The 24,370-nt window shown below is 63.7% G+C and carries 22 protein-coding genes and 4 tRNA genes; 18 read left to right on the forward strand and 8 right to left on the reverse strand.

Annotated elements, in window-relative coordinates:
- Positions 1-58: 58 nt before the first annotated feature.
- The 3 genes from OUZ30_RS19345 to wrbA form a co-directional block, all read right to left on the reverse strand.
- The gene (locus OUZ30_RS19345; protein WP_266184085.1) at positions 59-1,708 is read right to left on the reverse strand and encodes an acyl-CoA dehydrogenase family protein; all 1,650 of its coding nucleotides are present in this window, start codon (positions 1,706-1,708) and stop codon (positions 59-61) included.
- 764 nt (positions 1,709-2,472) lie between these two features.
- Positions 2,473-2,802 (reverse strand): DUF2069 domain-containing protein, encoded by a 330-nt coding sequence (locus tag OUZ30_RS19350; RefSeq protein ID WP_283256160.1) that lies wholly within the window; start codon positions 2,800-2,802, stop codon positions 2,473-2,475.
- Between the two features lie 14 nt (positions 2,803-2,816).
- Positions 2,817-3,419, reverse strand: a complete 603-nt coding sequence (gene wrbA / locus OUZ30_RS19355) for an NAD(P)H:quinone oxidoreductase (RefSeq protein ID WP_266184088.1) — start codon at positions 3,417-3,419, stop codon at positions 2,817-2,819.
- A 135-nt stretch (positions 3,420-3,554) separates the two neighbouring features.
- Here wrbA and OUZ30_RS19360 point away from each other — a divergent pair, with 135 nt between their 5' ends.
- From OUZ30_RS19360 to OUZ30_RS19375, 4 genes are all read left to right on the forward strand, one after another.
- Positions 3,555-4,832 (forward strand): YihY family inner membrane protein, encoded by a 1,278-nt coding sequence (locus tag OUZ30_RS19360; protein WP_266184089.1) that lies wholly within the window; start codon positions 3,555-3,557, stop codon positions 4,830-4,832.
- Positions 4,829-5,308 carry a TlpA family protein disulfide reductase gene (locus OUZ30_RS19365; protein WP_266184090.1) on the forward strand — a complete coding sequence of 160 codons (480 nt, stop codon included), beginning with the start codon at positions 4,829-4,831 and terminating at the stop codon, positions 5,306-5,308. The genes OUZ30_RS19360 and OUZ30_RS19365 overlap by 4 nt, the downstream gene beginning before the upstream one ends.
- A 3-nt stretch (positions 5,309-5,311) precedes the next feature.
- On the forward strand, positions 5,312-5,578 hold the full coding sequence (locus OUZ30_RS19370; protein WP_266184091.1) for an acylphosphatase: 267 nt from the start codon (positions 5,312-5,314) through the stop codon (positions 5,576-5,578).
- Between the two features lie 160 nt (positions 5,579-5,738).
- Positions 5,739-6,236 (forward strand): VOC family protein, encoded by a 498-nt coding sequence (locus OUZ30_RS19375; protein ID WP_266184092.1) that lies wholly within the window; start codon positions 5,739-5,741, stop codon positions 6,234-6,236.
- 45 nt (positions 6,237-6,281) lie between these two features.
- Here OUZ30_RS19375 and ppk2 read toward each other — a convergent pair whose 3' ends face one another.
- From ppk2 to hemA, 4 genes are all read right to left on the reverse strand, one after another.
- A complete protein-coding gene (ppk2, locus tag OUZ30_RS19380; RefSeq protein WP_266184093.1) occupies positions 6,282-7,061 on the reverse strand; it encodes a polyphosphate kinase 2 in 780 nt (259 codons plus the stop codon).
- 14 nt (positions 7,062-7,075) lie between these two features.
- Positions 7,076-9,178, reverse strand: coding sequence for an O-linked N-acetylglucosamine transferase, SPINDLY family protein (locus OUZ30_RS19385; protein ID WP_266184094.1), 2,103 nt, complete (start codon positions 9,176-9,178; stop codon positions 7,076-7,078).
- A gap of 104 nt (positions 9,179-9,282) precedes the next feature.
- Positions 9,283-10,362: a peptide chain release factor 1 gene (gene prfA, locus OUZ30_RS19390; RefSeq protein ID WP_266184095.1), complete on the reverse strand. Its 1,080-nt coding sequence runs from the start codon at positions 10,360-10,362 to the stop codon at positions 9,283-9,285.
- An 80-nt stretch (positions 10,363-10,442) separates the two neighbouring features.
- Positions 10,443-11,720 carry a glutamyl-tRNA reductase gene (gene hemA / locus OUZ30_RS19395; RefSeq protein WP_266184096.1) on the reverse strand — a complete coding sequence of 426 codons (1,278 nt, stop codon included), beginning with the start codon at positions 11,718-11,720 and terminating at the stop codon, positions 10,443-10,445.
- A gap of 162 nt (positions 11,721-11,882) precedes the next feature.
- On the opposite strand from hemA, the gene OUZ30_RS19400 reads away from it, so the two are divergent.
- The 8 genes from OUZ30_RS19400 (at position 11,883) to ychF (ending at position 19,336) form a co-directional block, all read left to right on the forward strand.
- Positions 11,883-13,568 carry a tetratricopeptide repeat protein gene (locus OUZ30_RS19400; RefSeq protein ID WP_266184116.1) on the forward strand — a complete coding sequence of 562 codons (1,686 nt, stop codon included), beginning with the start codon at positions 11,883-11,885 and terminating at the stop codon, positions 13,566-13,568.
- Entirely contained in the window at positions 13,565-14,197 is a 633-nt protein-coding gene (gene lolB / locus OUZ30_RS19405) for a lipoprotein insertase outer membrane protein LolB (RefSeq protein ID WP_266184097.1), read from the forward strand. The genes OUZ30_RS19400 and lolB overlap by 4 nt, the downstream gene beginning before the upstream one ends.
- Positions 14,198-14,252: 55 nt before the next feature.
- Complete coding sequence (gene ispE / locus OUZ30_RS19410; protein WP_266184098.1) at positions 14,253-15,647, forward strand: 4-(cytidine 5'-diphospho)-2-C-methyl-D-erythritol kinase; 1,395 nt, start codon at positions 14,253-14,255, stop codon at positions 15,645-15,647.
- 19 nt (positions 15,648-15,666) lie between these two features.
- Positions 15,667-15,743: transfer RNA gene (locus OUZ30_RS19415), tRNA-Gln, on the forward strand.
- A gap of 52 nt (positions 15,744-15,795) precedes the next feature.
- A complete protein-coding gene (locus tag OUZ30_RS19420) occupies positions 15,796-16,734 on the forward strand; it encodes a ribose-phosphate diphosphokinase (RefSeq protein ID WP_266184117.1) in 939 nt (312 codons plus the stop codon).
- A gap of 110 nt (positions 16,735-16,844) precedes the next feature.
- On the forward strand, positions 16,845-17,495 hold the full coding sequence (locus OUZ30_RS19425; protein ID WP_266184099.1) for a 50S ribosomal protein L25/general stress protein Ctc: 651 nt from the start codon (positions 16,845-16,847) through the stop codon (positions 17,493-17,495).
- A 57-nt stretch (positions 17,496-17,552) separates the two neighbouring features.
- A complete protein-coding gene (gene pth, locus OUZ30_RS19430) occupies positions 17,553-18,173 on the forward strand; it encodes an aminoacyl-tRNA hydrolase (protein ID WP_266184118.1) in 621 nt (206 codons plus the stop codon).
- A gap of 71 nt (positions 18,174-18,244) precedes the next feature.
- The gene (gene ychF / locus OUZ30_RS19435; protein ID WP_266184100.1) at positions 18,245-19,336 is read left to right on the forward strand and encodes a redox-regulated ATPase YchF; all 1,092 of its coding nucleotides are present in this window, start codon (positions 18,245-18,247) and stop codon (positions 19,334-19,336) included.
- 161 nt (positions 19,337-19,497) lie between these two features.
- Here ychF and OUZ30_RS19440 read toward each other — a convergent pair whose 3' ends face one another.
- Positions 19,498-22,419 carry a TonB-dependent receptor plug domain-containing protein gene (locus OUZ30_RS19440; RefSeq protein ID WP_266184101.1) on the reverse strand — a complete coding sequence of 974 codons (2,922 nt, stop codon included), beginning with the start codon at positions 22,417-22,419 and terminating at the stop codon, positions 19,498-19,500.
- Between the two features lie 231 nt (positions 22,420-22,650).
- Between OUZ30_RS19440 and OUZ30_RS19445 the strand changes: the two genes are divergently transcribed.
- The 6 genes from OUZ30_RS19445 to OUZ30_RS19470 form a co-directional block, all read left to right on the forward strand.
- The gene (locus OUZ30_RS19445) at positions 22,651-23,145 is read left to right on the forward strand and encodes a GNAT family N-acetyltransferase (protein ID WP_266184103.1); all 495 of its coding nucleotides are present in this window, start codon (positions 22,651-22,653) and stop codon (positions 23,143-23,145) included.
- 83 nt (positions 23,146-23,228) lie between these two features.
- Positions 23,229-23,717, forward strand: a complete 489-nt coding sequence (locus OUZ30_RS19450; protein ID WP_266184104.1) for an acyl-CoA thioesterase — start codon at positions 23,229-23,231, stop codon at positions 23,715-23,717.
- Positions 23,718-23,883: 166 nt separating this feature from the next.
- Positions 23,884-23,969 (forward strand) — tRNA-Tyr (locus OUZ30_RS19455).
- Positions 23,970-23,999: 30 nt separating this feature from the next.
- Positions 24,000-24,073, forward strand: a tRNA-Gly gene (locus OUZ30_RS19460).
- Between the two features lie 29 nt (positions 24,074-24,102).
- Positions 24,103-24,178: transfer RNA gene (locus OUZ30_RS19465), tRNA-Thr, on the forward strand.
- Positions 24,179-24,243: 65 nt separating this feature from the next.
- Positions 24,244-24,370: GTP-binding protein (locus OUZ30_RS19470; protein WP_229730253.1), on the forward strand; the 127-nt coding region annotated here is incomplete at its 3' end.

Consider the following 24,370-nt stretch of genomic DNA (forward strand, 5'->3'; position numbering starts at 1 on the left):
GGTAGCGCGTGCTTTCGCCGGGACGGGCGTAAACCGGCCGGCACTCCCCGGTGACAGGTCAATGAGGCCCGAGCAGCAAGGCGGTATCCGTGGCGTCGGTGTCGCCGAGGCGTACCAGGCCGTGTCCGACGAAACGGCGCAGCGCCGCGCCAGCTCGCGCACCGCCATGAGGCGCCGACCAGGTGTCGTGGCGCGCCAGCAACGCCGCTGCGGCGCAGCGCGCCAGGGTAAAAGCGAGGCCGCGAGCGCCAGCTTCCAGTCCATCGCGTTGCTGGGCCCGCGCTTCAAGCATGTTCATGGCTGCGTGCATGGCCGAATGGATCTCGCCTCGCGCGCGCGCGTCGATGCTGTCCGCCAGCCAGCCTTCGATGGCGATGCGCAGTGCCTCGATGCTGTTGTCGTTCGCCAGCGCACGCAGGCTGTCCAGCGACAGCACGTTGGTGGTGCCTTCCCAGATGGCGTAAACCTGCGCATCGCGCAGCAACTGTGGCAGGCCGGTATCCTCGATATAACCCGCGCCGCCGAAGCACTCCAGGGCTTCGGAGCACAGCTTGACTGCCATCTTGCCGGTCCACAGCTTGGTCAGTGGCGTGAGCAGCCGGAGCAGGGCAGCTTCATGCGGCAGGGCCGCGCCATGCTCGACACGCCCCAGCAGGTGCGCCACTTCGAAGGTTAGCGCGAAGGCGCCTTCGAATTCAGCCTGCATATCCGCCAGCGTCTGGGCGTGCAGCGGCTGCTCGATCAACGGCCGCCCAAACGCGTGGCGCCGCGTGGCGTAGTCGCGCGCCAGGGTCAGGGCGCGTGCCATGCTCGCCACCGCGCAGATGCCATTCCAGGTTCGCGTGACGTTGAGCATCGGTGCGACCTGGCGCACGCCATGGGCGAGTTCGCCCAGCGGCCAGGCCGGCAAACCGTCCAGGTGGATTTCCGCGGTGGGTAGTTCGTGGGTGCCGAGTTTGTCCTTGAGCCGGTCGATGATCAGCTGCGGCTTGCGGCGATCGCCGTCCATGGTTTCCACATAGAACAACGCCAGCGCGCCGGCGCCCGTGCTGGCGCCTTCCGGACGCGCCAGTGCGAGCGCGGCTTCGCCCACCACGGCCGAACTGAACCATTTGCGGCCGTACAGTCGCCATTGGCCGGTGGCGTCCTGGCGTGCGATGGTCTCGGTGTTGCCCACATCCGAGCCGCCGGTGTTCTCGGTCATCCATTGGCCACTGAGCCAGAAGCTGTTGGCGTCGCGGCTGAGCAGATGTGGCAGGGCGCGTTCCATCAAGGCTTTGTTGCCAGAAGCCTTCAGCGCCGTGGCGGCACCGTCGGTCATCGCCAGCGGGCAGGTATAGAACTCGCTGGCCAGGTGATACAGGTACACACGGGCGAATTCTTCCAGACGTGCGTGCTCGTTGGCCTCATGGCCTGACGCGAGAACGGCGTGCGTCGTCGTGATGCCTGGTCCTTCCCGCCACGCATCGGTCAGCTCGATGCGATCGACGCGGTTGCCCCAGGCATCCCACTGGGTAAGTACAGGTTTGCGACGTGTGCTACGGCAGCTGCGCAGCCAGGCCATCTGCGCATAGTCGCCAAGCGCCTGCAGGTCGGCATTCAATACGGCCCGGCGAGCCGAAGGCAGGGCACGATCGAGCATGCTGCGCAGCCGATGGTCGTCACGATACGGATGCGCAAGTTGCGGCGGATCTTGCAGGAATCCCATGGTCGGCCCTCGACGGATCGGTGTCGTCGAGTATAGGCGCGGGCGTTTCCATCGTCTGCCGGCGCGCTGCTGTGCTCCTTCTCCCCTTCGGGGAGAAGGTTGGGATGAGGGGTGGGTGCTCGCGATGACGCGATGACCGAGCGATATCGCCAGCTTGCCGCCTACGCAGCGGGCGTTCCGAACCGCTGCCGCGGTCCGGGTCACTTTTCTTTTGCTGGCCCAAAAGAAAAGTAACCCAAAGTAGTGGCCTAAAGAGCCAGAGCTCATAGCATGGCGCGGGATACGAGCCTGACGGGCGTGGCCAGCCTAATGAGTGGCGGCCCACGGCCTACACACTGCGGCTACACGCGCAACGCGCCGAGGCGCAGAGGGCTTAAGGCGTCGGTGGTGGGGCGGCCATCTGAGCATCGGAATACCGTAAGCGGCTCGACCGTCGGCCAAGCCTGCCTTGAGTCCTCGCCGCTTTGGCGCGTTGCGGGGTAGCCGCTGTGTCTCGCCGTGGGCGACCAGCTATCTGCTCGCGCATACCTTCCAACGCTTCTATCTCACGAAATGCTGCCAGCTCTAGAGGCCGTTTTCTTTGGGTTACTTTTCTTTTGGGCCAGCAAAAGAAAAGTGACTCGAGCGCCGGCAGGCGATCGAAACGCCCGCTGCGTAAGCGGCAACCTGGCGATACCGCTCGATTGTCGCGTCAAAGGCGAACACCCGCCCCTCATCCCAACCTTCTCCCCCGAAAGGGAGAAGGAGTAAGCGCGGGTGGCTCGTTATGCCTTCGGCTTGCGTTTCACGCCCGCACCCAACGTGCCGATCAGCACCAGCGTGAGGAAGATTTCGGTCAGCGCCAGCCAGCGTTCGCTGGGCGAACTCCAGGCCTCGGCGATGCCGTGGCAGAAATAGAACAGGCTGAGGATGCCGACCCACAGCAGCGCCCGACGCACGTCGCGGATGGCAAGCAGTGGTAGCAGCAACGGAATGACGGTGATGCCAAGCACCAAGGGCACCGGCATCGTCTGCGCAGGGAACAGCCAGCCGTGCCAAACCAGTTGCAGCACCACCAACGCGGCCCAGGCGACGAGGCCGATGCGATAGGTCATCGCGATGGGCGCATTCACGCGTTGTCGCCCAGGCGACGCGCCACGTCAGCAAGGCGGCGTCCCAGGGCTCGGGCAAGTTCACGCTCGTGATCGGAGATTGTGTTCTCACCCTTCGGGCCGGTGACATGGCTGGCGCCATAGGGCGTACCGCCACTCTGGGTGGAAGTAAGCGCGGGCTCGGTGTAAGGCAGGCCGACGATCAGCATGCCGTGATGGAGCAGGGGCAGCGCCATGGTCAGCAGTGTCGATTCCTGGCCACCGTGCATGGTGCTGGTGGCGGTGAACAGTGCCGCCGGTTTGCCGGCCAGTGCGCCGCTGGCCCATTCGGCGCCGGTGGAATCCAGGAAATACTTGAGTGGCGCCGCCATGTTGCCGAAGCGCGTGGGGCTGCCCAGTGCCAGGCCAACGCAATCGATCAAATCCTGGCGGGTCACGTAAGGCGCTCCTTCTTCCGGTTCCGGCGGCTGCGCCAGTTCGGTCACCGGCGCCACCGGCGGTACCTGGCGCAGGCGGGCGCGCATGCCTGGCACTTCTTCCACGCCACGTGCGATCAGGCGCGCGAGTTGGGCAGTGTGGCCGGAGCGGCTGTAGTAGAGGACCAGGATGTCTTGGCTCATGGTTTGGGCGATGGCGGGATGATCGGTTAGTGTACCGGCCGATCAGGCCCTGTTGTCCGTCGGTTCACGCCCTGCCCATGGGCCCGGCGACATCATGGGTTGCCTCCGATGCCGAACGCCGAGGAAGGAACAAACATGGCCTTGCGCTTCGATCGCGACCGGCTACGCAGCTTCAGCCATTTCGTGTGGCATCGCTTCGTGGACGACAAGTGCTTCGAGACGGCGGGTGCGCTGTCCTATACGACGCTGGTTTCGCTGGTGCCGCTGATCGTCGCTTCGCTGGCGATCTTCGCCGCGTTTCCGGTTTTTGCTGAAGAACGCACCACGCTGATCGCGTTCGTCTTCAGCAACTTCGTGCCGGCTGCGGGCGAGCGGGTGCAGGAGTACCTCAACAGCTTTGCCGACAATGCCAGCAAATTGACCGGCATCAGCATTCTGGTGATGTTCTTCAGTGCCTTGTCGATGATGGTGAGCATCGAGGACCGGCTCAATCGCATCTGGCGAGTGCGGCGTGCGCGCGGATGGGGCTCCCGCCTGCTGCTGTATTGGGCAGCGCTCACGCTGGGTCCGGTGCTGGTCGTGGGCGGCCTGATCGTGTCGTCGTACGTCACCGCGCTGCCGCTGCTGCACAGCGCGACCGACGACTTGGGGCTGCGCCAGCGCCTGTTGTCCACGCTGCCTTTCATCGTCACCTTCGTGACGCTGGCGCTACTGTATTTCGTGGTGCCCAATCGCCGGGTGCGCTGGCAGGATGCGCTTATAGGCGCCTTCCTCGGTGCGGTGCTGTTCGAGTTCGCACGCTGGGGCTTCGCGCGATTCATCCATCACGCGCAGACCTACCAGCAGATCTATGGCGCGGCCATGGCCGCGATTCCGATCTTCCTGCTGTGGATCTACCTGTCGTGGGTGATCGTGATTCTTTGCGCGTCGATCGCCGCTTCGATTTCGGCGTTCGACTACCAGCCGCCAACGATGTGCCTGTCCGACGATGCGGCATTTCTTGGCCTGTTGGTGGTGCTGGGGCACTTCGTGGATGCGCATCGGCGAGGGCAGCGGCTTGAGCCAACCAGCTTGCGTCTGAGCGAGCCCTATCTGAATAGTGGCATGATCGCGGCTTATTTCGACGACCTGCACCGCGCTGACGTGATCCGTCGCGAGGAAGGTGGCGGATGGCTGTTGAGTCGCAGCCTGGACACTACCGATTTGCTTCGCATCTATGCCCACAGCCCTTACCGCCTGCCGTTGCGCCCGGCCCAGGAAGCGCAGGAGCGGCGCATACGTTTGCCGTCGGAGTTGATCGCGTTGCTGGATACGGCGGCGCTGTCACTCAATGCCACCCTCGGCACGCGGCTCGATCAAGCCTATCCGCCGGCTTTGCCGGCCACGAACGATTCCGAGGATATTCGCTCATGAAATGGTTGAAGTCTGTTGCCACTTTTGGCGTCGCCTTTGCACTGGCAGGTGCGGCGCACGCAGCCATGCCTGAGCAACCTTCGATCAAGGTGACCACGCTCGACGGCAAGTCATTCGATCTGGGAGCACAGCGTGGCAAATGGGTGATCGTGAATTACTGGGCGACATGGTGCGTGCCCTGCATCAAGGAAATGCCGGATATCTCCAGGTTCGTCAGCGCGCATCCGGACAAGGTTACCGCCATCGGGTTGGCCTACGAGGACAGCGACAAGGCGGATATCCAGGCCTTTGTGGCCAAGCATCCGGTGAGCTATCCCATCGCCCAGGTCACGTTGGACAAGCCGATCAAGGATTTCGACGAGCCGCGCGGACTGCCTACCACCTGGCTGATCAGTCCTGACGGCAAGGTAGCCAAGCGCTTTCTAGGACCGGTGACCGAAAGCTCGCTCGGCCAGGCCATCGGCCTCGGTAAATAGCCGATGACTGCCGTGCGCTTCCTGGTGAGTGGCCGCGTGCAGGGCGTGTTCTATCGCGCCAGCGCGCGCGAGCAGGCCTTGTTGCTGGGACTTTCCGGGTATGCCAGGAATCTGCCGGATGGCCGCGTGGAAGTGCTGGCGAGCGGATCGGCAGCGGCTATCGAAACCTTTGAACGCTGGCTCTGGCGTGGTCCGGCGGCTGCACGGGTGGACGCCGTGGCGCGTGAAGACTGCGCGGTTCCCGACAGGCAAGGCTTTCACACCGAGTGAGCGGCACGCGCCGTGAGGCGGGCTTCACGGCCTGGAGCGGAGACTGCCGCCGGCGCCAAGGTGTCGATTCCCGCTTCGCCCGCTCGTCGCATGTACGAGGCGACCGATTTGGACGCTTTGGCGACCCATCGCCTGCGCCACCCGCCGAGGAGAGAGCCCCATGTCATCCCGTTTCCAGCGCATCACGCCGTTTCTTTGGTTTGACCGCCAGGCCGAGGAGGCCACGAACTTCTACGTCTCTGTGTTCGAAAACTCGCGCATCGTCAGCACCACGCGATACAACGGCGAGAGCGCGGCGGCATCGGGGTGTCCCGAGGGTTCGCTGATGACCGCGGTCTTTGAACTGGACGGCCAGCAGTTCGTCGCGCTCGACGGTGGCCCGATGTTCCAATTCAACGAAGCCGTCTCGCTGGTGGTCAACTGCCATTCGCAGGACGAAGTCGACTACTACTGGGACAAGCTCTCCCAGGGTGGGGACGAGAAGGCACAGCAGTGCGGTTGGCTGAAGGACCGCTATGGCCTGTCGTGGCAGGTGATTCCCGTCGAGATGATCGAGATGTTCAGCCATCCCGATCGCGCCAAGGTCGGCAAGATGACGGACGCGATGATGAAGATGAAGAAGATCGACTTGAGCCTGTTGCGCGAGGCGATGAACTAGAGCGGGCAAGCAAGGCTGGAACTCCAGCACTCTGCCTGGTGCCAATCAGTCGCCGCAGGTGTCCGGCACCCACAAGGCCTTGCCGGTGACGTGCTCGGTCTTTGGCTTGCCCTTGAGTTTGGGCAGCTTGACGATGGGAATGGCTTCGTCGTGACGAGGGATCTGCTCCAGCAGATGCCGAATGAGATTGATCCGTCCGCGTTTCTGATCATTGAAGTCGACCACGAACCAGGGGGCGTGGGGGCGGTGCGTGCGCTCGATCATGACGTCGCGCAGGCGGCCCATCTCGGTGTACTTGTCACGCGAGGCGAGGTCGTTCGGCGAGAGCTTCCAATGTTTCAGCGGGTTCGTGGCGCGTTCGGTGAAGCGCTCCTCCTGCTCTTCCTGGTCCACCGCCAGCCAGTACTTGAGCAGGATGATGCCGTCGTCGGTAAGCAGCTTTTCGAACGCCGGCACCGCCGCCATGAAGGCCTTGTACTGGGCCTTGGTGCAGAAACCCATGGCCGGTTCGACCACGGCGCGGTTGTACCAGCTGCGATCGAACAGCACGACTTCACCGGCGCTGGGCAGGTGCTGCACATAGCGCTGGAAATACCACTGGGTCGACTCGATGTCGTTGGGCTTGTGCAGGGCGGCTATGCGATAGCCGCCCGTATCCATGGACTGGGTGATGGCCTTGATGGTGCCGCCCTTGCCTGCGGCGTCGCGGCCCTCGAGGATCACCATCAAGCGGCGGCCGCCACGAAGCAGCCATTGATTGAGCCCGGCCAATTCCAGTTGAAGGTCTTCCAGCGCGTGACGGTAGAATTTGTCCTTCTTGGGCACGGTCTTGGCTCCAGCTAGAGGTCCTGATCGACCGGTGGGCGGCCGATGCGATAGCGCGCACTCATCGCTTGCAGGGCGCGATGGAAATCACTGGCGAAGCCTTGCATGTCGAACAGCGGACTCTGCGTGCGCTGCTGTGCCAGGTGATGGCGCAGCGTGCCGAGCGCTTCGCGATCATTGCCCAGCTGCGTGGCCATCGCGATAAACGACTCCTCGTCCTCGCATGCCAGTTCTGGCAGGCCAAGATCCTGCAACAGGCTGGTGGCGACGCGACCGGCGAACGTGCGTCCGGTGCAGGTAAGTACCGGGCAGCCGGCCCATAGCGCATCGGATGCGGTGGTATGTGCGTTGTACGGCAGCGTGTCGAGGAACAAGTCGGCGTGGACGTAACGCGCCAGGTAATCGGCATGCGGCAGACGCGACAGGAACACCAGGCGCTCTGGGGCGATGCCTGCTGCCACGGCCGCGCTGCGCAAACGATCGTCCGCCCCTTCTGGGCCGCTCAGCAACCACAGCACACTAGCGGGTACCTGCTGCAGGATCACCATCAGGCGAGCGAAGGCCGCCTGATTGAGCTTGTAGCTGTTGTTGAAGCAGGCGAACACGGTGCCGTGCTCGGGCAGGCCGCAATCGGCGCGCGACGGCGGCGCAGCGACGACGCGCGTGTTGTCGTTGGGCTGGTAGCAGCGCGGCAGCCGCACGAGTTTCTCGCTGATGAAAGAGCGCGATTCGTTCGGCAGCACGGCGGCGTCGGCCAGCAGGTAGTCCATCCACGGCGCGCCGGAGGTGCCGGGGAAAGCCAGCCAGTTCACCTGCACCGGCGCGGAGCGCAAGGCGAACAGCTCGGCGTTGTTCTTGCCGGCATAGCCGTTGAGGTCGAACAGGATCTCGATGCCGGCGTCGTGAATGCGCTGGGCCACCTGCGCGTGATTGAGCATCGACACGTCGTGCAGGGTGGTGGCGGTGGCCAGGCGACGGCGGATCGGTCCGCGATCGTCCGCGGTGGTGGCAAACAGGTGGAGTTCCAGATCGTCGCCCGTCAGCGCTTCCAGCACCGCGACGATCAACAGGCCGGTGGCGTGCTCGTTGAAGCCATCGGCGACGAAACCGACCCTGATCGGTTGCTCCGGCGACGGCTTGGCGAACTTGAAATCGAGCTGTTTGCGCAAGGGCGCCATCTGCTGCGCGATGGTCGCGGCATAGGTGACGGCACAATGCTGCAAAGTGGCCGCGTCTACCTCCTCGGCCAGGAGGACGAACGGGCTGACCAGCGCGTTCTCTTCCGATACGGCGTGTTGCAGGCGTTCGCTCAGTTGATCGAGGCCGCGCCAGTCGCACAGGCGGCGGCGCACGAACAGCAACTGGCCAAGTGCCGGGCCATCCTTCGGGGCAAGCTGTAGGGTTCTTTCGTAAGCCTCGGCTGCCGAGGTGAGCTGGCCGGCGTCTTCCAGCGCCTGGCCTGCTGCGAACGGAAACTGGGCGTTCTGCGGCGCAAGGCTTTCGGCGTGCAGCCAGGCATCGGCGGCCTCGCGGGGTTTGCCCTGCACCTGCAACACGCGTCCGCGCAGGGCGAACGCGGCGTCGAACTGCGGGATGATCTCCAGGGCTTCGCCGATATGGCGCAGCGCGGGCTCGGTGTTACCCAGCTCCAGTTCGGCGCCGGCCAGATTGAGGCGGATGCCCGGGTGGAACGGGGCGCCATGGGTCGCCATGGCATAGGATTCGCGGGCGTGTTGATAACGGGCCGCCGCCATCAGGGCATTGCCCAGGCCCAGCAGCACGGCGGGGTTGCCAGGCGCTAGCCGTAATGCGGCGCGCAACCGTTCAATGGCGTCGTCGGCATGGCCGTTGGCCAGTTGCACGGTGGCCAGGTTGCATTGCACTTCAATGTTCTGCGGCGCGATCCGTGCCGCCTGTTCGAGCACGCGGAGCGCCTCGGCGGGGCGTTGCAGCTGCAGCAGGGCGATGCCTTGCAGGCGAGCCAGCTCAGCGTCTTCAGGGAATTGCTCGCGCGCCTGAGCGGCAGCGTGCTCAGCATCGGCGAAGGCGCCGAGCTCCAGCTGGTTGACGATTTGCTGTGTCAGCGCCTGGGAAGAGGGGGAGAAGAGATCATTCATCCGCCCACGCTAACGCAGCTAGCCGCGGCTGCCAATCCGGGAGTGATCAATTAATGCTGTTTAGAGCCTGTTTCATGTCCCGGCGCGGGCTTTGGAGCGGGCTCTTAGCCGGCCGTGAGTGCTTTCAACTCGTCGGCCTGGTGTTCGCGCGTGAGCGTATCCACCAGTTCGTCCAGATCGCCCTGCAACACCTCGGGAAGTCGGTACAGCGTGAGGTTGATGCGGTGGTCGGTAATGCGCCCCTGCGGGAAGTTATAGGTGCGGATGCGCTGGCTGCGATCACCCGAGCCCACCTGCAGGCGCCGCGATTCGGCCTGCACGGCAGCCTGCCGGCTACGCTCGTCGTCCAGCAGGCGCGCCTTGAGCAGACTCAGCGCGCGGGCGCGGTTCTTGTGCTGGCTGCGCTCATCCTGGCATTCGACCACGATGCCGGTGGGCAGGTGGGTGATGCGGATGGCCGAGTCGGTCTTGTTGACGTGCTGGCCGCCGGCGCCCGAGGCGCGGAACGTGTCGGTCTTGAGGTCGGCCGGATTGATCTCGATGTCGTCGATCTCGTCCATCTCGGGCAGGATCGCCACCGTGGCGGCCGAGGTATGGATACGCCCCTGCGACTCGGTTTCCGGCACGCGCTGCACGCGATGCGTGCCCGACTCGAACTTCAGCCGGGAATACGCGCCCTTGCCTTCGATGCGGGCCACCACTTCCTTGTAGCCGCCGTGCTCGCCATGATTCTCGCTGAGCACTTCGACATGCCAGCGGCGACGCTCGGCGAAGCGCGTATACATCCGGAACAGGTCGCCCGCGAAGATGGCGGCCTCGTCGCCGCCGGTGCCGGCGCGTACTTCGAGGTACAGGTTCGCTTCGTCGCGCGGATCCTTGGGTAGCAGCAGGATTTGCAGCTCGTCGTCCAGAGACACCAGGCGCGCTTCCAGTCGCCCGATATCGTCTTGCGCCATATCGCGCATTTCGGGGTCGTCGAGCATGGCCCGCGTTTCGATGAGTTCGCGCTCGGCCTGATCGTGCTCGTGCAGCGAAGCCGTCACTGGCTCGAGCTGTGCGTATTCGCGCGACAGCTCGCGAAAGCGGTTGTTGTCGGCGAGCACATCAGGCTGCGCCAGCAACAGGCCAATCTCCTCATGGCGTTCGGCGAGGGATTCGAGCTTGCGGCGGATCGATGGGGTCATAGGGCAGCGGCGAGTAGGTCGAGGTGAGGACAAGCAAGGGCGCTAAGCGTAACGCGTGGATCAGCGCATCTACTCGTTTCTCACTTGTCGTCGCCCACTTCCGATTTTTCGCCCAGGCCGTAGAGGCGGCCCGCCGCGTGCAACAGTTCCATGTCGCCACTCAACGCGGCATCGCGCAGACGGGCACTGGGATGATGCAGCAGCTTGTTGGTGAGCGTATTGGCGAGAAAGGCCAGCGCCTCGTCGGGCGATTTGCCGCGCGCCAGCATGGCCCGGGCTTTTTCCAGCACTTCGTCGCGGTAGCTTTCGGCGTGCTGGCGCATGTCCACCGCGGGGTTGTGCACGGTGAGCGCCCGACGCCAGGCCATATAGCGCTCGACCTGGAGGTCGATGATGGCGTCGGCTTCGCGGGCAGCGGCTTGGCGCGAGCGAATGTTGTCGTCGATCACCTGGCGCAGATCGTCGATGCCGTAGAGGAAGACATCGCCCAGCTCGCCGACCGACGGTTCGATGTCGCGCGGCACGGCGATGTCCACCATGAACATCGGCTTGCGCCGGCGCGTGGCGATCGCCTTCTCCACCATCGCATGCGTCACCACCGGCTGGCGTGCGGCGGTGGAGCTGATGACGATGTCGGCATCAGCAAGATGTTGCGGGAGATCCTGCAGCGAGATGGCATAGCCGCCATGGCGACTGGCCAGTTCCTGTGCGTTCTCCAGCGTACGGTTGGCGACGATCAGTTTGCGTACGCGCTTGTCCACCAAGTGGCGCGCGGCCAGCTCGATGGTGTCGCCAGCGCCGATCAGCAGCACGCAGGCATCTCGCAGGTCGGCGAACACCTGTTCGGCCAGGCGCACGGCGGTGAAGGCGACCGAGACGGTATGCGCGCCGATCCGCGTATCGGTGCGTACGCGCTTGGCGACCGCAAACGTATGTTGCAGCAGGCGCTCCATGGGTGCGCGCAGTGCCTGGGCATCGCGCGCCTGCTGGTACGCGTCCTTCACCTGGCCCAGGATCTGCGGCTCACCCAACACCATCGAGTCCAGCCCGGTGGCGACCCGGAACATGTGGCGGACCGCGGCATCTTCATCGTGTCGATACAGGAACTCATCCAACTTGTTCGCAGTCAGCTGATGGTGCCGGCTGAGCCATGCCTGGGGAACGCCTTCAGCGCCTGCCGTGACGCTCACGTAGAGTTCGGTACGGTTGCAGGTCGAGAGGATCATCGCCTCTTCCACGCCGGGTTCACGGGCGAGCGCCTGCAGCGCGGCGGCGGTGGCCTCCGCGTCGAATGCCACTTGTTCGCGCAGGGTGACCGGTGCGGTGAGGTGATTGAGCCCGAGGGCGATCAGCGTCATGGTTGAGGGCGATTCGAGGCGGGAAGCATCCGGCGGCGTAAACTAGGGGTTAGCACCGGTCGTTCTAGAGTAACAGCGGCCGTAACAGACGGATGAGCGGAGAATAGTGTGCTGAGCAGGTGGTCCAAGTTCAAGCAACTGCGGCATTTTGCGGCGAGCGGGATGGTGGTGCTGACGCTGGCTGGCTGTGCCATGGCACTTGGCAAGCCTGCCCGGGGCTCGGCCGCCCCCGCGCAGCCGCTGAATCACATGGTGGTGGCGACGTCTGACGCGGACCACGATCTCGTGGCCCAGCTGATGGCTGGCGAGATGGCGCTGACCCATACCGATCTCAAGGGGGCATCGGCCGCCTATAGCCGCGCCATGATGCTCTCCAGCGACCCTCGCGTGGCCGAGCAGGCGGCGGCGTTGGCCATCGCCGTGCGCGATGTGCCTGCCGCAGAAACAGCCATCGCGCGTTGGAAGGCCCTGGGCGCCAAGTCAGGGCCGTTGGCCCAGGCGCGGGCCGAGCTGGCGCTGTCTCAAGGCAATACAGACGAGGCACAGCGGCAGCTTGAGCTGCTGGTCAGCAGTGGCGATCCGGATGCCTGGCGCCAATTCGGCCGGGTGCTGCTGGGCAGTCGCGACGCCGCCCAGGCCGCTCAATTACTGGAGGCCGTGGCAACGCCGCAACGACTGCCGCCCGATCCGCAGGCCTGGCTGGCCATGAGCGAACTCGGCGACAAGCTGGAGCGCCATGCGTATGCACAGCAGATAGCCGATGCGGCCATGAAGCGCTTCGGCACGGCGGAAACCTATGCCTGGGCCGCCCAGATGAAGTTCCGCAATGGCGACAAGGCGGGCGCCAAAGTGCTGTTCGACAAGGCGTTGGCCAAGGATCCGAAGAACACTCGGCTGCGCCTCGCCTACGCGACCTTGCTTGGGCAGAGCGGCGACGATGCGGGCGCCGCCCGCTTGCTGGACAGCGGTCCGCAGGATGCCGACACCTATGCCTTGCGCGCGGCGCTGGCCGCCCGCAGCAACGACACCAAGACGCTGACGCGCCTGTACAACCAGTTGCAGCGTTCGCCCAAAGAGCTGCAGAAAAGCAGCGCCTATCTGCTGGGCCAGCTCGCCGAAATGCTGGACCACAAGCAGGAAGCGCTGAAGTGGTACGGCGAAGTGCCCGATGACGACGAGCACGCCTTCGATGCGGACCTGCGCAGCGCCGTGCTGCTGCAGGCCACCGGTCGCAGCGCCGAGGCCCACGAGCAGCTGGCACAGATGCAGACCGACTACCTCGATCAGCCGGCGCTGCTGCGCCGCGCGTACGAGGCGGACGCCGAGTTGTATATGGATGAGCAGCAGTACACGCAGGCTGAGCATGCCTTCAGTCGGGCGCTGCAGGTGATGCCCGATGATCCGTCGTTACTGTACGGGCGGGGCTTGGCCTACGCCGAGGAGGGTCAGGTCGACCAGGCGGTCACGGACTTTCGGCGCCTGTTGGAGCTCAAGCCGGACGACACCGACGCCATCAACGCGCTCGGCTACACGCTGGCCGATGCCAATCGCGACCTGTCCGAGGCGCAAAGGCTGATTGAAACGGCTCGCGCGGCGCGGCCGAACGATCCCGCCATCCAGGACTCCTGGGGCTGGCTGCAATACAGGCTAGGCCATCTGGACCAAGCCGAGACCACCCTGCGCAGTGCTTGGCAGGCCAATAAGGACGCCGATGTCGGCGTGCACCTTGGCGAGGTGCTGTGGAAGCAGGGGCGCCAGGAGGACGCGCGGCGCGTGTTCGACGAAGTGCGTAAGATCGACCCGCAAAGCGCCAACCTCCACAACACTCTCAAGCGCCTCAATCCATGAAGCTTCCGATTCGACTGATGGCGGTAGCGTTGCCGCTGCTGCTCGCTGCCTGCGCCCCTCGGGAGCAGGTCCGTCCCGCGGCACCCAAGGTTGACTATGCCGTCCTGCTCGACCAGCAGCGAGCCCGCGAGCACCTGCTGGCCAATGCCGATCACTGGGTCCTGCAGGGCAAGCTCGGCGTGTCCGGTGTGGTTGATGGCAAAAGCCGGGGCGGCAGCGGCACGTTGACCTGGACCCAGAACGGCGACAGCTACCAATTCGAAGTGCATGGCCCGGTGGGCAGCAAGAGCTTCCGCCTCAGCGTGACGCCCGATGGTGCGCTGTTGGAAGGGGTGGAGGGCGGCCCCCAGCGCAGTCCGGACGCGGAATCGCTGGTGCAGAACGTGCTGGGCTGGCATGTGCCCCTGCATGATCTGCGCGCCTGGGTGCTTGGCCTGCGCGCGGATAGTGGCCCGGCCGAGCTGAAGTTCGGTGACGATGGGCTGCCGACGCAACTGACCCAGGATGGCTGGAGCGTCAGCTACCCCGGCTGGGACACGACGCGCAAACCGGCCGTGCCGACCAAGGTGTTCGCCGAAAACCCGCCGTACAAGGTGAGGCTGTCGGTGGAGTCGTGGAGCATCCAGTGACCGTGCTTTTCCCTCTCCCCCCGCAGGAGAGGGGGAGAACGCCAAAGTCTTACTTATGACCTTCCATATCGAGCGCGCCCATCTCGACCACGTTGATGCTCTTTGCGCTATCGAGCGCGCCGCGGTGGAGCTGTTCCGTGGCCATCGGGCGTGGCCGTCGTATCGGCGCGTATCGGTGCCACCCGAGGTGTTGCGCGAGGCGATTGCCCGCGGCCTGGTATGGGCGGCGGTCATCGGCTCCGGCGAGCCGGTCGGTTTCGTGTGGCTGGATGCGGAAGAGGGCGGCGATGCGATGGGTATTGCCGAGATGGATGTGTTGCCGTCTCACGGCCAGCGCGGCATCGGCGCAGCCCTGCTTGAGCATGCTTGCGCCTGGGCGAGGGCGGCCGGCTATCACCGGGTCGATCTCGGCACGCTGGCGGATGTGCCGTGGAATGCGCCTTTCTATGCAAAACACGGTTTCGCCGCGGTCGACAAGGATGATCCGCGGTTTGGCTTTGCCCGCGAACGCGATCGCGAAAATGGGTTTCCCGATGACCTGCGCGTGTTCATGAGCCGTCCGTTGGCGCCGCTGACGCCGGGTGAATGGTCCGTGTGGCCGGCTCCTGCCAAGCTGAATCTGTTCCTTCGGATCACCGGCCGTCGAGCCGATGGCTATCACGAGTTGCAGACGGTCTTCCAACTGCTCGACTGGGGCGACGAAATCTCGCTGCGTGTGCGCCACGACGGCGAGGTTCACCGTCTCACCGACGTGCCGGAGGTGCCCGCTGACAACGACCTGGTGGTTCGCGCCGCCCGCTTGCTGCAGCCGCATGCACCCGTTGGCGTCGGCGCGGATATCGAGCTGGTCAAGCGTATCCCCATGGGTGGCGGGCTGGGCGGTGGTAGCTCCGATGCAGCCACCGTCCTGGTGGCTTTGAACCGGCTGTGGGGGGCGGGGCTGGGCGAGGACGAGCTGGCCGACCTGGGCCGCCAGCTGGGTGCGGACGTGCCTGTCTTCGTGCGCGGTCGTTCAGCGTGGGCTGAGGGCATAGGCGAAAAACTGACGCCGCTGGCCCTTCCACGGTCCTGGTATGTGGTGCTTGAGCCCCATGAACACGTGCCTACTTCGGCACTTTTTCAAGCGCCTGAATTGACACGAAATGCTCCGCCAGCCACAATTTCATCCTTTGCTTCGGGCGAAACAGTCGAGAACACGTTCACCCCCGTAGTCCGCGCGCGTCATCCGCGCGTGGCGGCGGCGCTGGACTGGCTCGGCGGCTTCGGCCGGGCAAGGCTTTCCGGCAGCGGTGCGTGTGTGTTCCTGGAGACGGAGTCCCCAGAGCGTGCCGAAGCCGTAGCGGAACGTTGTCCTCCCCGCTTTACGGCCCATGTGGCCATGGGGGTGAACACGTCTACGCTGCATGTGACCCTGGCGCGCCACCGCGGTGTCGGCAGGGCAGGCAAGTAACAGAAAAATCCAGTGATACTGGGGCGTCGCCAAGCTGGTTAAGGCACGGGATTTTGATTCCCGCATGCGCAGGTTCGAATCCTGCCGCCCCAGCCATTCCACACAATGGCTCAGGTTTAAACAAATGACAGTCGATACGTCCGGCCCGATGCTCTTCACCGGCAATGCGCACCGTGCGCTCGCTGAGGATGTCGCCCAGCGTCTTGGCGTGCCCCTGGGCAAGGCGCTGGTCGGTCGCTTCAGCGACGGCGAATCGCAGGTGGAGATCGAAGAGAACGTCCGCCGCCAGGAAGTGTTCGTGCTCCAGCCCACCGGCGCGCCGAGTGCTGAGAACCTGTTCGAGCTGCTGGTGCTGGTGGACGCGCTCAAGCGCGCCTCGGCGGCCAGCGTGACCGCGGTGATGCCCTACTTCGGCTACGCCCGTCAGGATCGTCGCCCGCGCTCGGCGCGCGTGCCGATCACGGCGAAGCTGGCGGCCCGCATGATCGGTACCGCGGGTGTGGATCGCGTGCTGACGGTGGACCTGCACGCCGATCAGATCCAGGGCTTCTTCGACATCCCGGTGGACAACGTGTATGCCTCGCCGGTGCTGTTGGCGGACATCTGGCGCAACCACAGCATGGACGACCTGATCGTGGTCAGTCCGGACGTCGGTGGCGTAGTGCGCGCCCGTGCGATGGCCAAGCGCCTCGATGATGCTGACCTGGCCATCATCGACAAGCGTCGTCCGAAGGCGAACGTGGCCACCGTGATGAACATCATCGGCGACGTCGATGGCAAGACCTGCGTGCTGGTGGACGACATCGTCGACACCGCCGGTACGCTTTGCGCGGCAGCGGCAGCTCTGAAGGAGCGCGGCGCCCGCAAGGTGGTGGCGTACTGCGTGCACCCGGTGTTGTCCGGCGCCGCCATCAGCAATATCGAAGGCTCCCAGCTCGACCAGCTGGTGGTCACCAATACCTTGCCGCTGCGCCCGGAAGTGCAGGCCTGCGCCAAGATCCGTCAGCTCTCGGTCGCCGAGTTGCTGGCTGAAACGATCCGCCGCATCGCCTTTGGCGAGTCGGTGAGTTCGCTGTACGTCGATTGAGTTTCGGGTGGCGGGCGCGTTTGCCTGTCACCGTTTTATGACTCCTCTGGTCGCGGGGGAGTCACCTGGGCTGCCGCGAGGCGGCTTCTTTAACTGAAGGCAATACTGAAATGGCCACGACTCATGAAATCAAGGCTCTAAGCCGTAAGGACGAGGGGAAAGGTGCGAGCCGCCGCCTGCGTCACACCGGCTTTGTGCCTGCTGTTGTCTACGGTGCCGGTTCGGCTCCGGAGAGCATCCAGATCGAGCACAACACCATTCTGCTCGCCGCCAAGCACGAGTGGTTCTTCTCCTCCGTGCTCGACCTGAACGTCGACGGCAAGGTGCAAAAGGTGCTGGTGCGTGACTGGCAGAAGCATCCATTCAAGATGCAGATGCTGCACATGGACTTCCTGCGCGTCGACGAGAACGCCGCCATCCGCATCAGCGTGCCGCTGCACTTCCTGAACCAGGAAAAGTCGGCTGCCGCCAAGACCTCGGGCGTGGTGATCTCGCACAACCTGACCGAAGTGGAAATCTCCTGCCTGCCGAAGGATCTGCCGGAGTTCATCGAACTCGACCTGGCCGACGTCAAGCCGGGCGACATCATCCACCTGTCGGAGCTCAAGCTGCCGAAGGGCGTGGAGATCGTCGCGCTGCACCTGGGCGCCGACCACGACACCGCTGTCGTCACCGCCAACACGGTGAAGGAAGAGGTTGAGGCCGCTCCGGCTGAAGGTGAGGCTGCTGCCGCACCGGCCGCCCCGGCTCCCAAGAAGTAAGTCGCAGCGGTCCGCACCCACGTCGGGTGCGGACCGCACGCGAGCTTGCTGCGTTTTATGGCGGGACTGCGCCTCATTGTCGGACTGGGTAACCCCGGTGCCGACTATCTCCGAACCCGGCACAACGCCGGGTTCTGGTTTGTTGACGCCCTGGCGTCAGGGCAGGGCGAGCGCTTCGGTTTCGACGGCAAGCTGCATGGCGAGACCTGCAAGGTCCGCATCGGTGGCTCGTCGGTCTGGCTGCTCAAGCCCTCCACCTTCATGAACAAGAGTGGCATCGCCGTCGTTTCGGCGCTGCGCTACTACAAGATCGAGCCGGAAGAATGCCTGGTCGCTCACGATGAGCTGGACCTCGATCCCGGTACCGTACGCCTGAAGTTCGATGGCGGTCATGGTGGCCAGAACGGCCTGCGCGACATCGTGATGCATCTCGGTCACGCGAAATTTCATCGCCTGCGGGTTGGCATTGGCCATCCCGGCCACAAAGACAAGGTGACGCCTTGGGTGCTTGGTCGCCCATCCGTGAAGGATGAGGACGCCATCGTCGATGGCATTGCGCGCGCACTCGATGTGCTGCCGCTGGCGGTCGACGGCCAGTTCGACAAGGCCATGCAACACCTACATACCCCGGGAGGAGTGAATGGCGAACGCGGCAACGGGAACAAGGCGCCCGGCTAAACACCGCCGCCTGATTTCGTTCGCCACGCGACCCACCACCTTTCCCCAGCTTTCAGTTTTCCGGAGTCCCCATGGGCATCAAATGCGGCATCGTCGGCCTGCCTAACGTCGGCAAGTCCACCCTGTTCAACGCGCTGACCAAGGCGGGTATCGCTGCGGCCAATTTCCCGTTCTGCACGATCGAGCCGAACGTGGGCGTGGTGCCCGTGCCCGATCCGCGCCTGCAGGCGCTGTCGGACATCGTCAATCCGCAAAAGGTGGTGCCTACCGCGGTGGAGTTCGTCGATATCGCCGGCCTGGTGGCGGGCGCGTCGAAGGGCGAGGGCCTGGGCAACAAATTCCTCGCGCATATCCGCGAAGTGGATGCCATCGCTCACGTCGTGCGTTGCTTCGAGCACGGTGACATCGTGCACGTCGCCGGCAAGATCGATCCGATCGCCGATATCGAAACCATCGACACCGAGCTGGCGCTGGCTGATCTGGACTCCGTGGAAAAGGCCCTGAACCGTGCCGAGCGCGCGGCCAAGGCCAACGACAAGGAGGCACAGGCCAAGAAGCCGGTGCTGCAGAAGCTCGCCGCCGGCCTCAACGAAGGCAAGTCGGCACGCAGCCTGGGTCTGGATGAGGAAGAGAAGGCGCTGGTGCGCGATCTGTTCCTGCTCACGCTCAAGCCGCTGATGTACATCGCCAACGTGCGCGAAGACGGTTTCGAGAACAACCATCATCTTGATGCCGTGCGCGAACGCGCGATCACCGAAGGCGCCGAAGTGGTGCCGGTCTGTGCCGCCATCGAAGAAGAGATGGCGCAACTCGACGACGCCGACCGCGATGAATTCCTCAAGGACCTGGGCCTCGACGAGCCAGGCCTCAATCGCGTGATCCGTGCGGGCTACAAGCTGCTGAACCTGCAGACCTACTTCACCGCTGGCGTGAAGGAAGTGCGCGCCTGGACGATCAAGCGTGGCTTCACCGCGCCACAGGCCGCCGGTGTGATCCACACCGATTTCGAGCGCGGCTTCATCCGTTCGGAAACCGTCTCCTACGACGACTTCATCCAGTACAAGGGCGAGGCCGGCGCCGCCGCGGCGGGTCGTTTGCGCAAGGAAGGCAAGGACTACATCGTCAAGGACGGCGACGTGCTGCACTTCCTGTTCAACGTCTGAGTCGACATCACCCAAGCCGCCATCCGCTGTCCGACAGCCACGGCGGCCTCGCAATGGGAGGGCATGGCTTGGGAGCTCGAGCGAATCGCCAGCCGAAAAAAAAGAGGGCCGCGTGAATTATTCACGCGGCCCTTCTAGTTTTGACGCTAGTTGCTTGTGAGTTAGAACTTGACCGTCACGCGAGCCCACCAGTAACGACCCATCAGGTCGAAGTCGCTCGGGTCGGTGTTGGCGTTGAGCGTGTTGTTCGCGTACAGCATGGGCGGCTGCTTGTCGAACAGGTTGTTCACGCCAAAGTCCACGCGCGTACTAATCGGTGCGATGTTGTAGCCGAGTGAGACGTCGTTGTAGATCGTCGAGCCGTACTTGAGGATCGTGCCTGAATTGCCGTCCGGGTAGCTGTCCTGCGGCGAACCGGCCGCACCACCGTTCTGGAAGCGGCCGATGTAGCGCATGCGCCACTGAGCACTCCAGCCACCTTCCTGCCAGTTCACAAAACCCTGCCCACGCCAGCGTGGGAACAAGCAGACACCGGAATTATCCGGACAGGCCGCTGAGGCCGCCGAGCCATACGGCAAGACGTGACCCGCATTCCTGTAGATGTCTGCGGCCGCAACGCCAGGTGCCGTATCCTGGTTGTAGTACTTCAGATAGGTCGCACTGACGCCAACGTTGATCTGGCCGAAGGAGAACTGCGGCAGCTTGTAGTTCGCCGACCAGTCAATACCACTGGTGTTGATGGAGCCAAGGTTTGCTACCGGCTCAATCGTGGCTGGCGAGATCTGGCCCGTGGCATCGCGAGCGATGAACTGGCAATACTGGGTCGCACCCGCGGCGCAAACATTGAGCAGGCTCTGTAGGCCCACCGTGGTGATGGTGTCTTGGAGGTTCACGCGCCAGAGGTCGACGGTCGTGGACAGGCCAGGAATGTACGACGGGCTGTACACCAGGCCGAAATCGTAAGACTTGCCGTGCTCCGGCTTGATCGGTATGCCCGCCACACGCGCACCCTGCACGATCGTGCCGGCCTGGTTGCGTTCAACAGCGTTCGTGTTCGTGAACGAGCCGTCGATCGGTACATTCTGGCAAGCCAAGGCTAGCGGTGAACCAGCAGGTGCTCCCCTGTAACCGGTACACGGATCAGTATGGATCATCGGCGCATCAGAGCCAGAAGCGTACAGCTCGGTCAGCGACGGGGCACGGAATACGTCCTGCATGGTGCCGCGCAACAGCAAGTCGTCGAATGGCTTGTATTCCATCGCAAACTTGAAATTGTTGGTGCTGCCGAAACCCTGGATACGCGAATAACGATCACCAATGATGAGGTTCAGTGACTGCACGCCAGGCAGTCCGGCGAGCACCGGAATCAGCGTTTCCGCATACAGATCCTTGGTGCTGTAGCCACCTTGCACGGCGCTGAGGCACTGGCTGCCCAAAACGCAGCTACCGGTGGAGGGATCGACCACCAATTGCGGCGACGGCACCGAGTGCTGGTAGTCCTTGCGATATTCAAAACCACCGGCCAACTGCACAGCGCCCGCCGGCAGGCTAAACAGTTCACCGCTCAGGCCGGCATGCCAAGTCTTCTGGATCGTGTAGATATTCGACGGGGCTGCGGTGCTGGCGGCCTTGATCGCCGCGATGCTACCCGGCGCGTGGATGTCGAATGGATTGAACTGGCAGGCAACCGGATCGGTGCCGGGCGGGCACAACGCGGTTCCATCCGGATTCCTGGTTGAGGAGCCTGTGTACAACTTGCTCTGGTCAGCCAGGCCTGTAGTCGTGATGGATTGGCTCTGGTGGCCGTAGTTGAAGCCAACATCCCAGTTCCAGTTCTTGTCCCAGACGGTGAAATCACCCTTGAAGCCCGTGTTGATTTGGGCGTCCGTCCTGCCAGTGAAGGCTGCGCGCACACCACCTGTGACCAGACGGGAGCCAAACCTCTGATCTGTTGCCGCGACGGGCGTCTGATAGGTGGCGCCGAACGGGTTGAACGCGTTGTCGGAGGCAACCACGACGCCCGTGCCGGTGCCGTAGACAGCCGGCGCTAGCTGAAAATTGGCCGAGGTCTTCTGATAGACAGCATCCACGTAGGCCGTGACGTGGTCGCCCAGGTGGTAGTCACCGTTGATGAAGCCACCGGTGCGCTCCTGCGGGGTCATGATCAGGTTGACCGCGGCGTAGTTGTACTTGTCGGCATTGCCATAGCAATGGTAGTTGGCCGGTGTAACAACCTGACTATTGCCGCCCGGATTCAGGGTTATGTAGCCAGAGGAGCTACAGCCGCCTGGGAAGAGCCCCTTGAAGTCCGTAGGAAGCTGGATGTGACCATACGGGGTGTTGGAGGAGCCACCCACCCTGACCTGTGTACCGGAAAGACTGAGCGCATTCCTGGAGAAGTCGCGGTTACCTGACAGCACGCCATCCTGCTTGTTGTAGTTCAGTCCGGCCATGATGCTTCCCTTGTCGGAAGTCTGTCCGAAAGTGAAGGTGTAGCCGCTCTGTTCACCGTCGTTGCGATCGGACTGGCCGACGTTCGCGGTGAAGGTGGCGCCCTGGTAGTTCTTGCGCAGGATGAAGTTGACCACGCCGCCGATGGCATCCGAACCGTAGGTCGCTGAGGCGCCGGTCGGCAGCACTTCGATGCGCTCGATCGCGTCGGCCGGAATCGCATTCGGATCCTTACTGAGCAGGCGCTGGCCATCGATCAGGATCAGCGTGCGCTTGGACCCCAGGCCGCGCAGGTTGATGGTCGAACCGCCAGTACCGCCACTGTTATTGGTTTGCGGGTTGACGTTACCGCCGGTCATCGCCGGCAACTGCTGCACTAGATCGCCCAGCGTCTGCTTGCCGGTGGCCTGGATCTGGGCGCGATCGATGGTGACGACCGGGCTGGCCGTCTCGACATCGACGCGGCGAATCAGCGAACCGGTCACGGTGACCGTTTCCAGCGTCTTGCTCTTGGCGTGATCCGAGGATCCGTCCTGTGCGAAAGCAGCTGTGCCATAAGTGCCTGCTGCAAGCACACCCAGCGACAACGCCAGACGCACCGACGCACACAGTTTGTTTTCTCCGAGCCTCATACAACACCTTTCCTAGGTTAGGTTCTGGTTAAGAGGCACAGACAGTACGCATGAAATGTTCTTGGTGATGTCGGATAAGTCTGAAAGGCGCATCGGCCAATTTCGACAACGCCGTTGCGCGGGGCTCATTTAGACTCGACGTCAGGCACGCTCAAATTTAGATTCGTAGGCGGTGTCCGCAGGGTAGGTGGTGGAGCGGGTGATGAGGCTTCTTGAGATCACGCGATGACGATGAACGTGCATTTTCGGCTTGGTCGACCGGATGACGCTCGCGCCATTGGCGTGCTCGCCCGACGCGTCACCCGACGCTGGATTCTTCCCAGGCAGAGCGCCAAGGCAGCGGCGCTGATACTCGCGGGCATGACGGCCAGATCCATTCGGCAAAAGATCGATGCAGGCCAGCGTTTTCATCTCGCCTTCGTCAACGACGTCCTGGTCGGCACCGCCGCCATTCGCGACGACAGTCACGTCTTCCAGCTGTTTGTGGGTACGCGCTACCAGGGGCAGGGCGTTGCCACAAAGCTTTGGCATCGCCTCATGCGCGACAGCATTCGGCGGGCGGGCACGCGCTTCTTCACTTTGAATGCGGCCATCGGGGCCGTGCCGGTCTATCTGAGTCTGGGTTTCGAGCCCAATGCGGCGGCAAAGCGGCCTGCCGACGCGATTGTCAGTGTGCCGATGATTTATCGGGTAGGCGCGGCGCGGCATGCCCGACATCGGGGCTGAGTGCTCGGGTTCCCTATCGCGCCATTCCGTCGCGGGCGCATAATCGACGGCTATCGACCAGCGCCCATTGGAGTACGCAACCCATGCCTGGAAAGCAGCACGAAGTCAGTTTCCGTTTCCTGGCCCAGCCCACCGATGTCAATTTCGGCGGCAAAGTGCACGGCGGCATGGTGATGAAGTGGATCGACCAGGCCGGCTATGCCTGCGCGGTGGCCTGGAGTGGGGCTTATTGCGTCACGGCCTCGGTCAGTGGCATCCAGTTCGTGGCGCCCATCCTGATTGGCGACCTGGTCACCGTGCGGGCCCGCCTGATCCATACTGGGCGTTCGAGCATGCACATGGCGGTGGACGTGCTGGCGCGCGACCTGCGCAAGGATGAGCACCATCTGGCCACCAGTTGCGTGATGGTGTTCGTGGCGCTGGACGCCCCGGAGGGCAAGCCGACGCCGGTGCCCAGCTGGTTGCCGCGCGACACCAACGAGCAACGCCTGCAGCAGCAGGCCATGAAGCTGATGGAGTTGTCCAAGGAGATGGAGCAGCTGGTGGATACGCACGCTGCCCAGAGCATCTAGGTGCGCTCTTGCTCGTCATCCCAGCTTTCGCTGGAATGTCGGTTTGGTTGGGCAGTGCACGGGGTAAGGTCGCGCTGCCGGCAAAATAATCGCGGAAAAACGCTGAAAATCCCGCGGCAGGTGTTGACAGCCAAGGGGCTCATCCACACAATAGCCGTTCTTTGTTGGAGGGATACCCAAGCGGCCAACGGGGGCAGACTGTAAATCTGCTGGCTTACGCCTTCGGTGGTTCGAATCCACCTCCCTCCACCAGACGATTTCCGCGTAAGGCTGTTTCTCCAGGCGGGAGTAGTTCAATGGTAGAACCTCAGCCTTCCAAGCTGATGGTGCGGGTTCGATCCCCGTCTCCCGCTCCATTGAAGTCGTCTTAGGTGTTTTGTTTCGTGCTCATGTAGCTCAGTCGGTAGAGCACTTCCTTGGTAAGGAAGAGGTCGCTGGTTCGATTCCAGTCATGAGCACCATCTCACCGCGGTCCGCGGGTATCATTCCAGTTTTCATCATCTGACTCCATCGGGGTTTTAGGCGTATGGCAAAGGGTAAATTCGAACGCACCAAGCCGCACGTCAACGTCGGCACGATTGGTCACGTGGACCACGGCAAGACGACGCTGACGGCCGCGCTGACGAAGGTTGGCGCCGAGCGTTTCGGTGGCG

Source organism: Dyella humicola (assembly GCF_026283945.1).
Classification (GTDB): Bacteria; Pseudomonadota; Gammaproteobacteria; order Xanthomonadales; family Rhodanobacteraceae; genus Dyella; species Dyella humicola.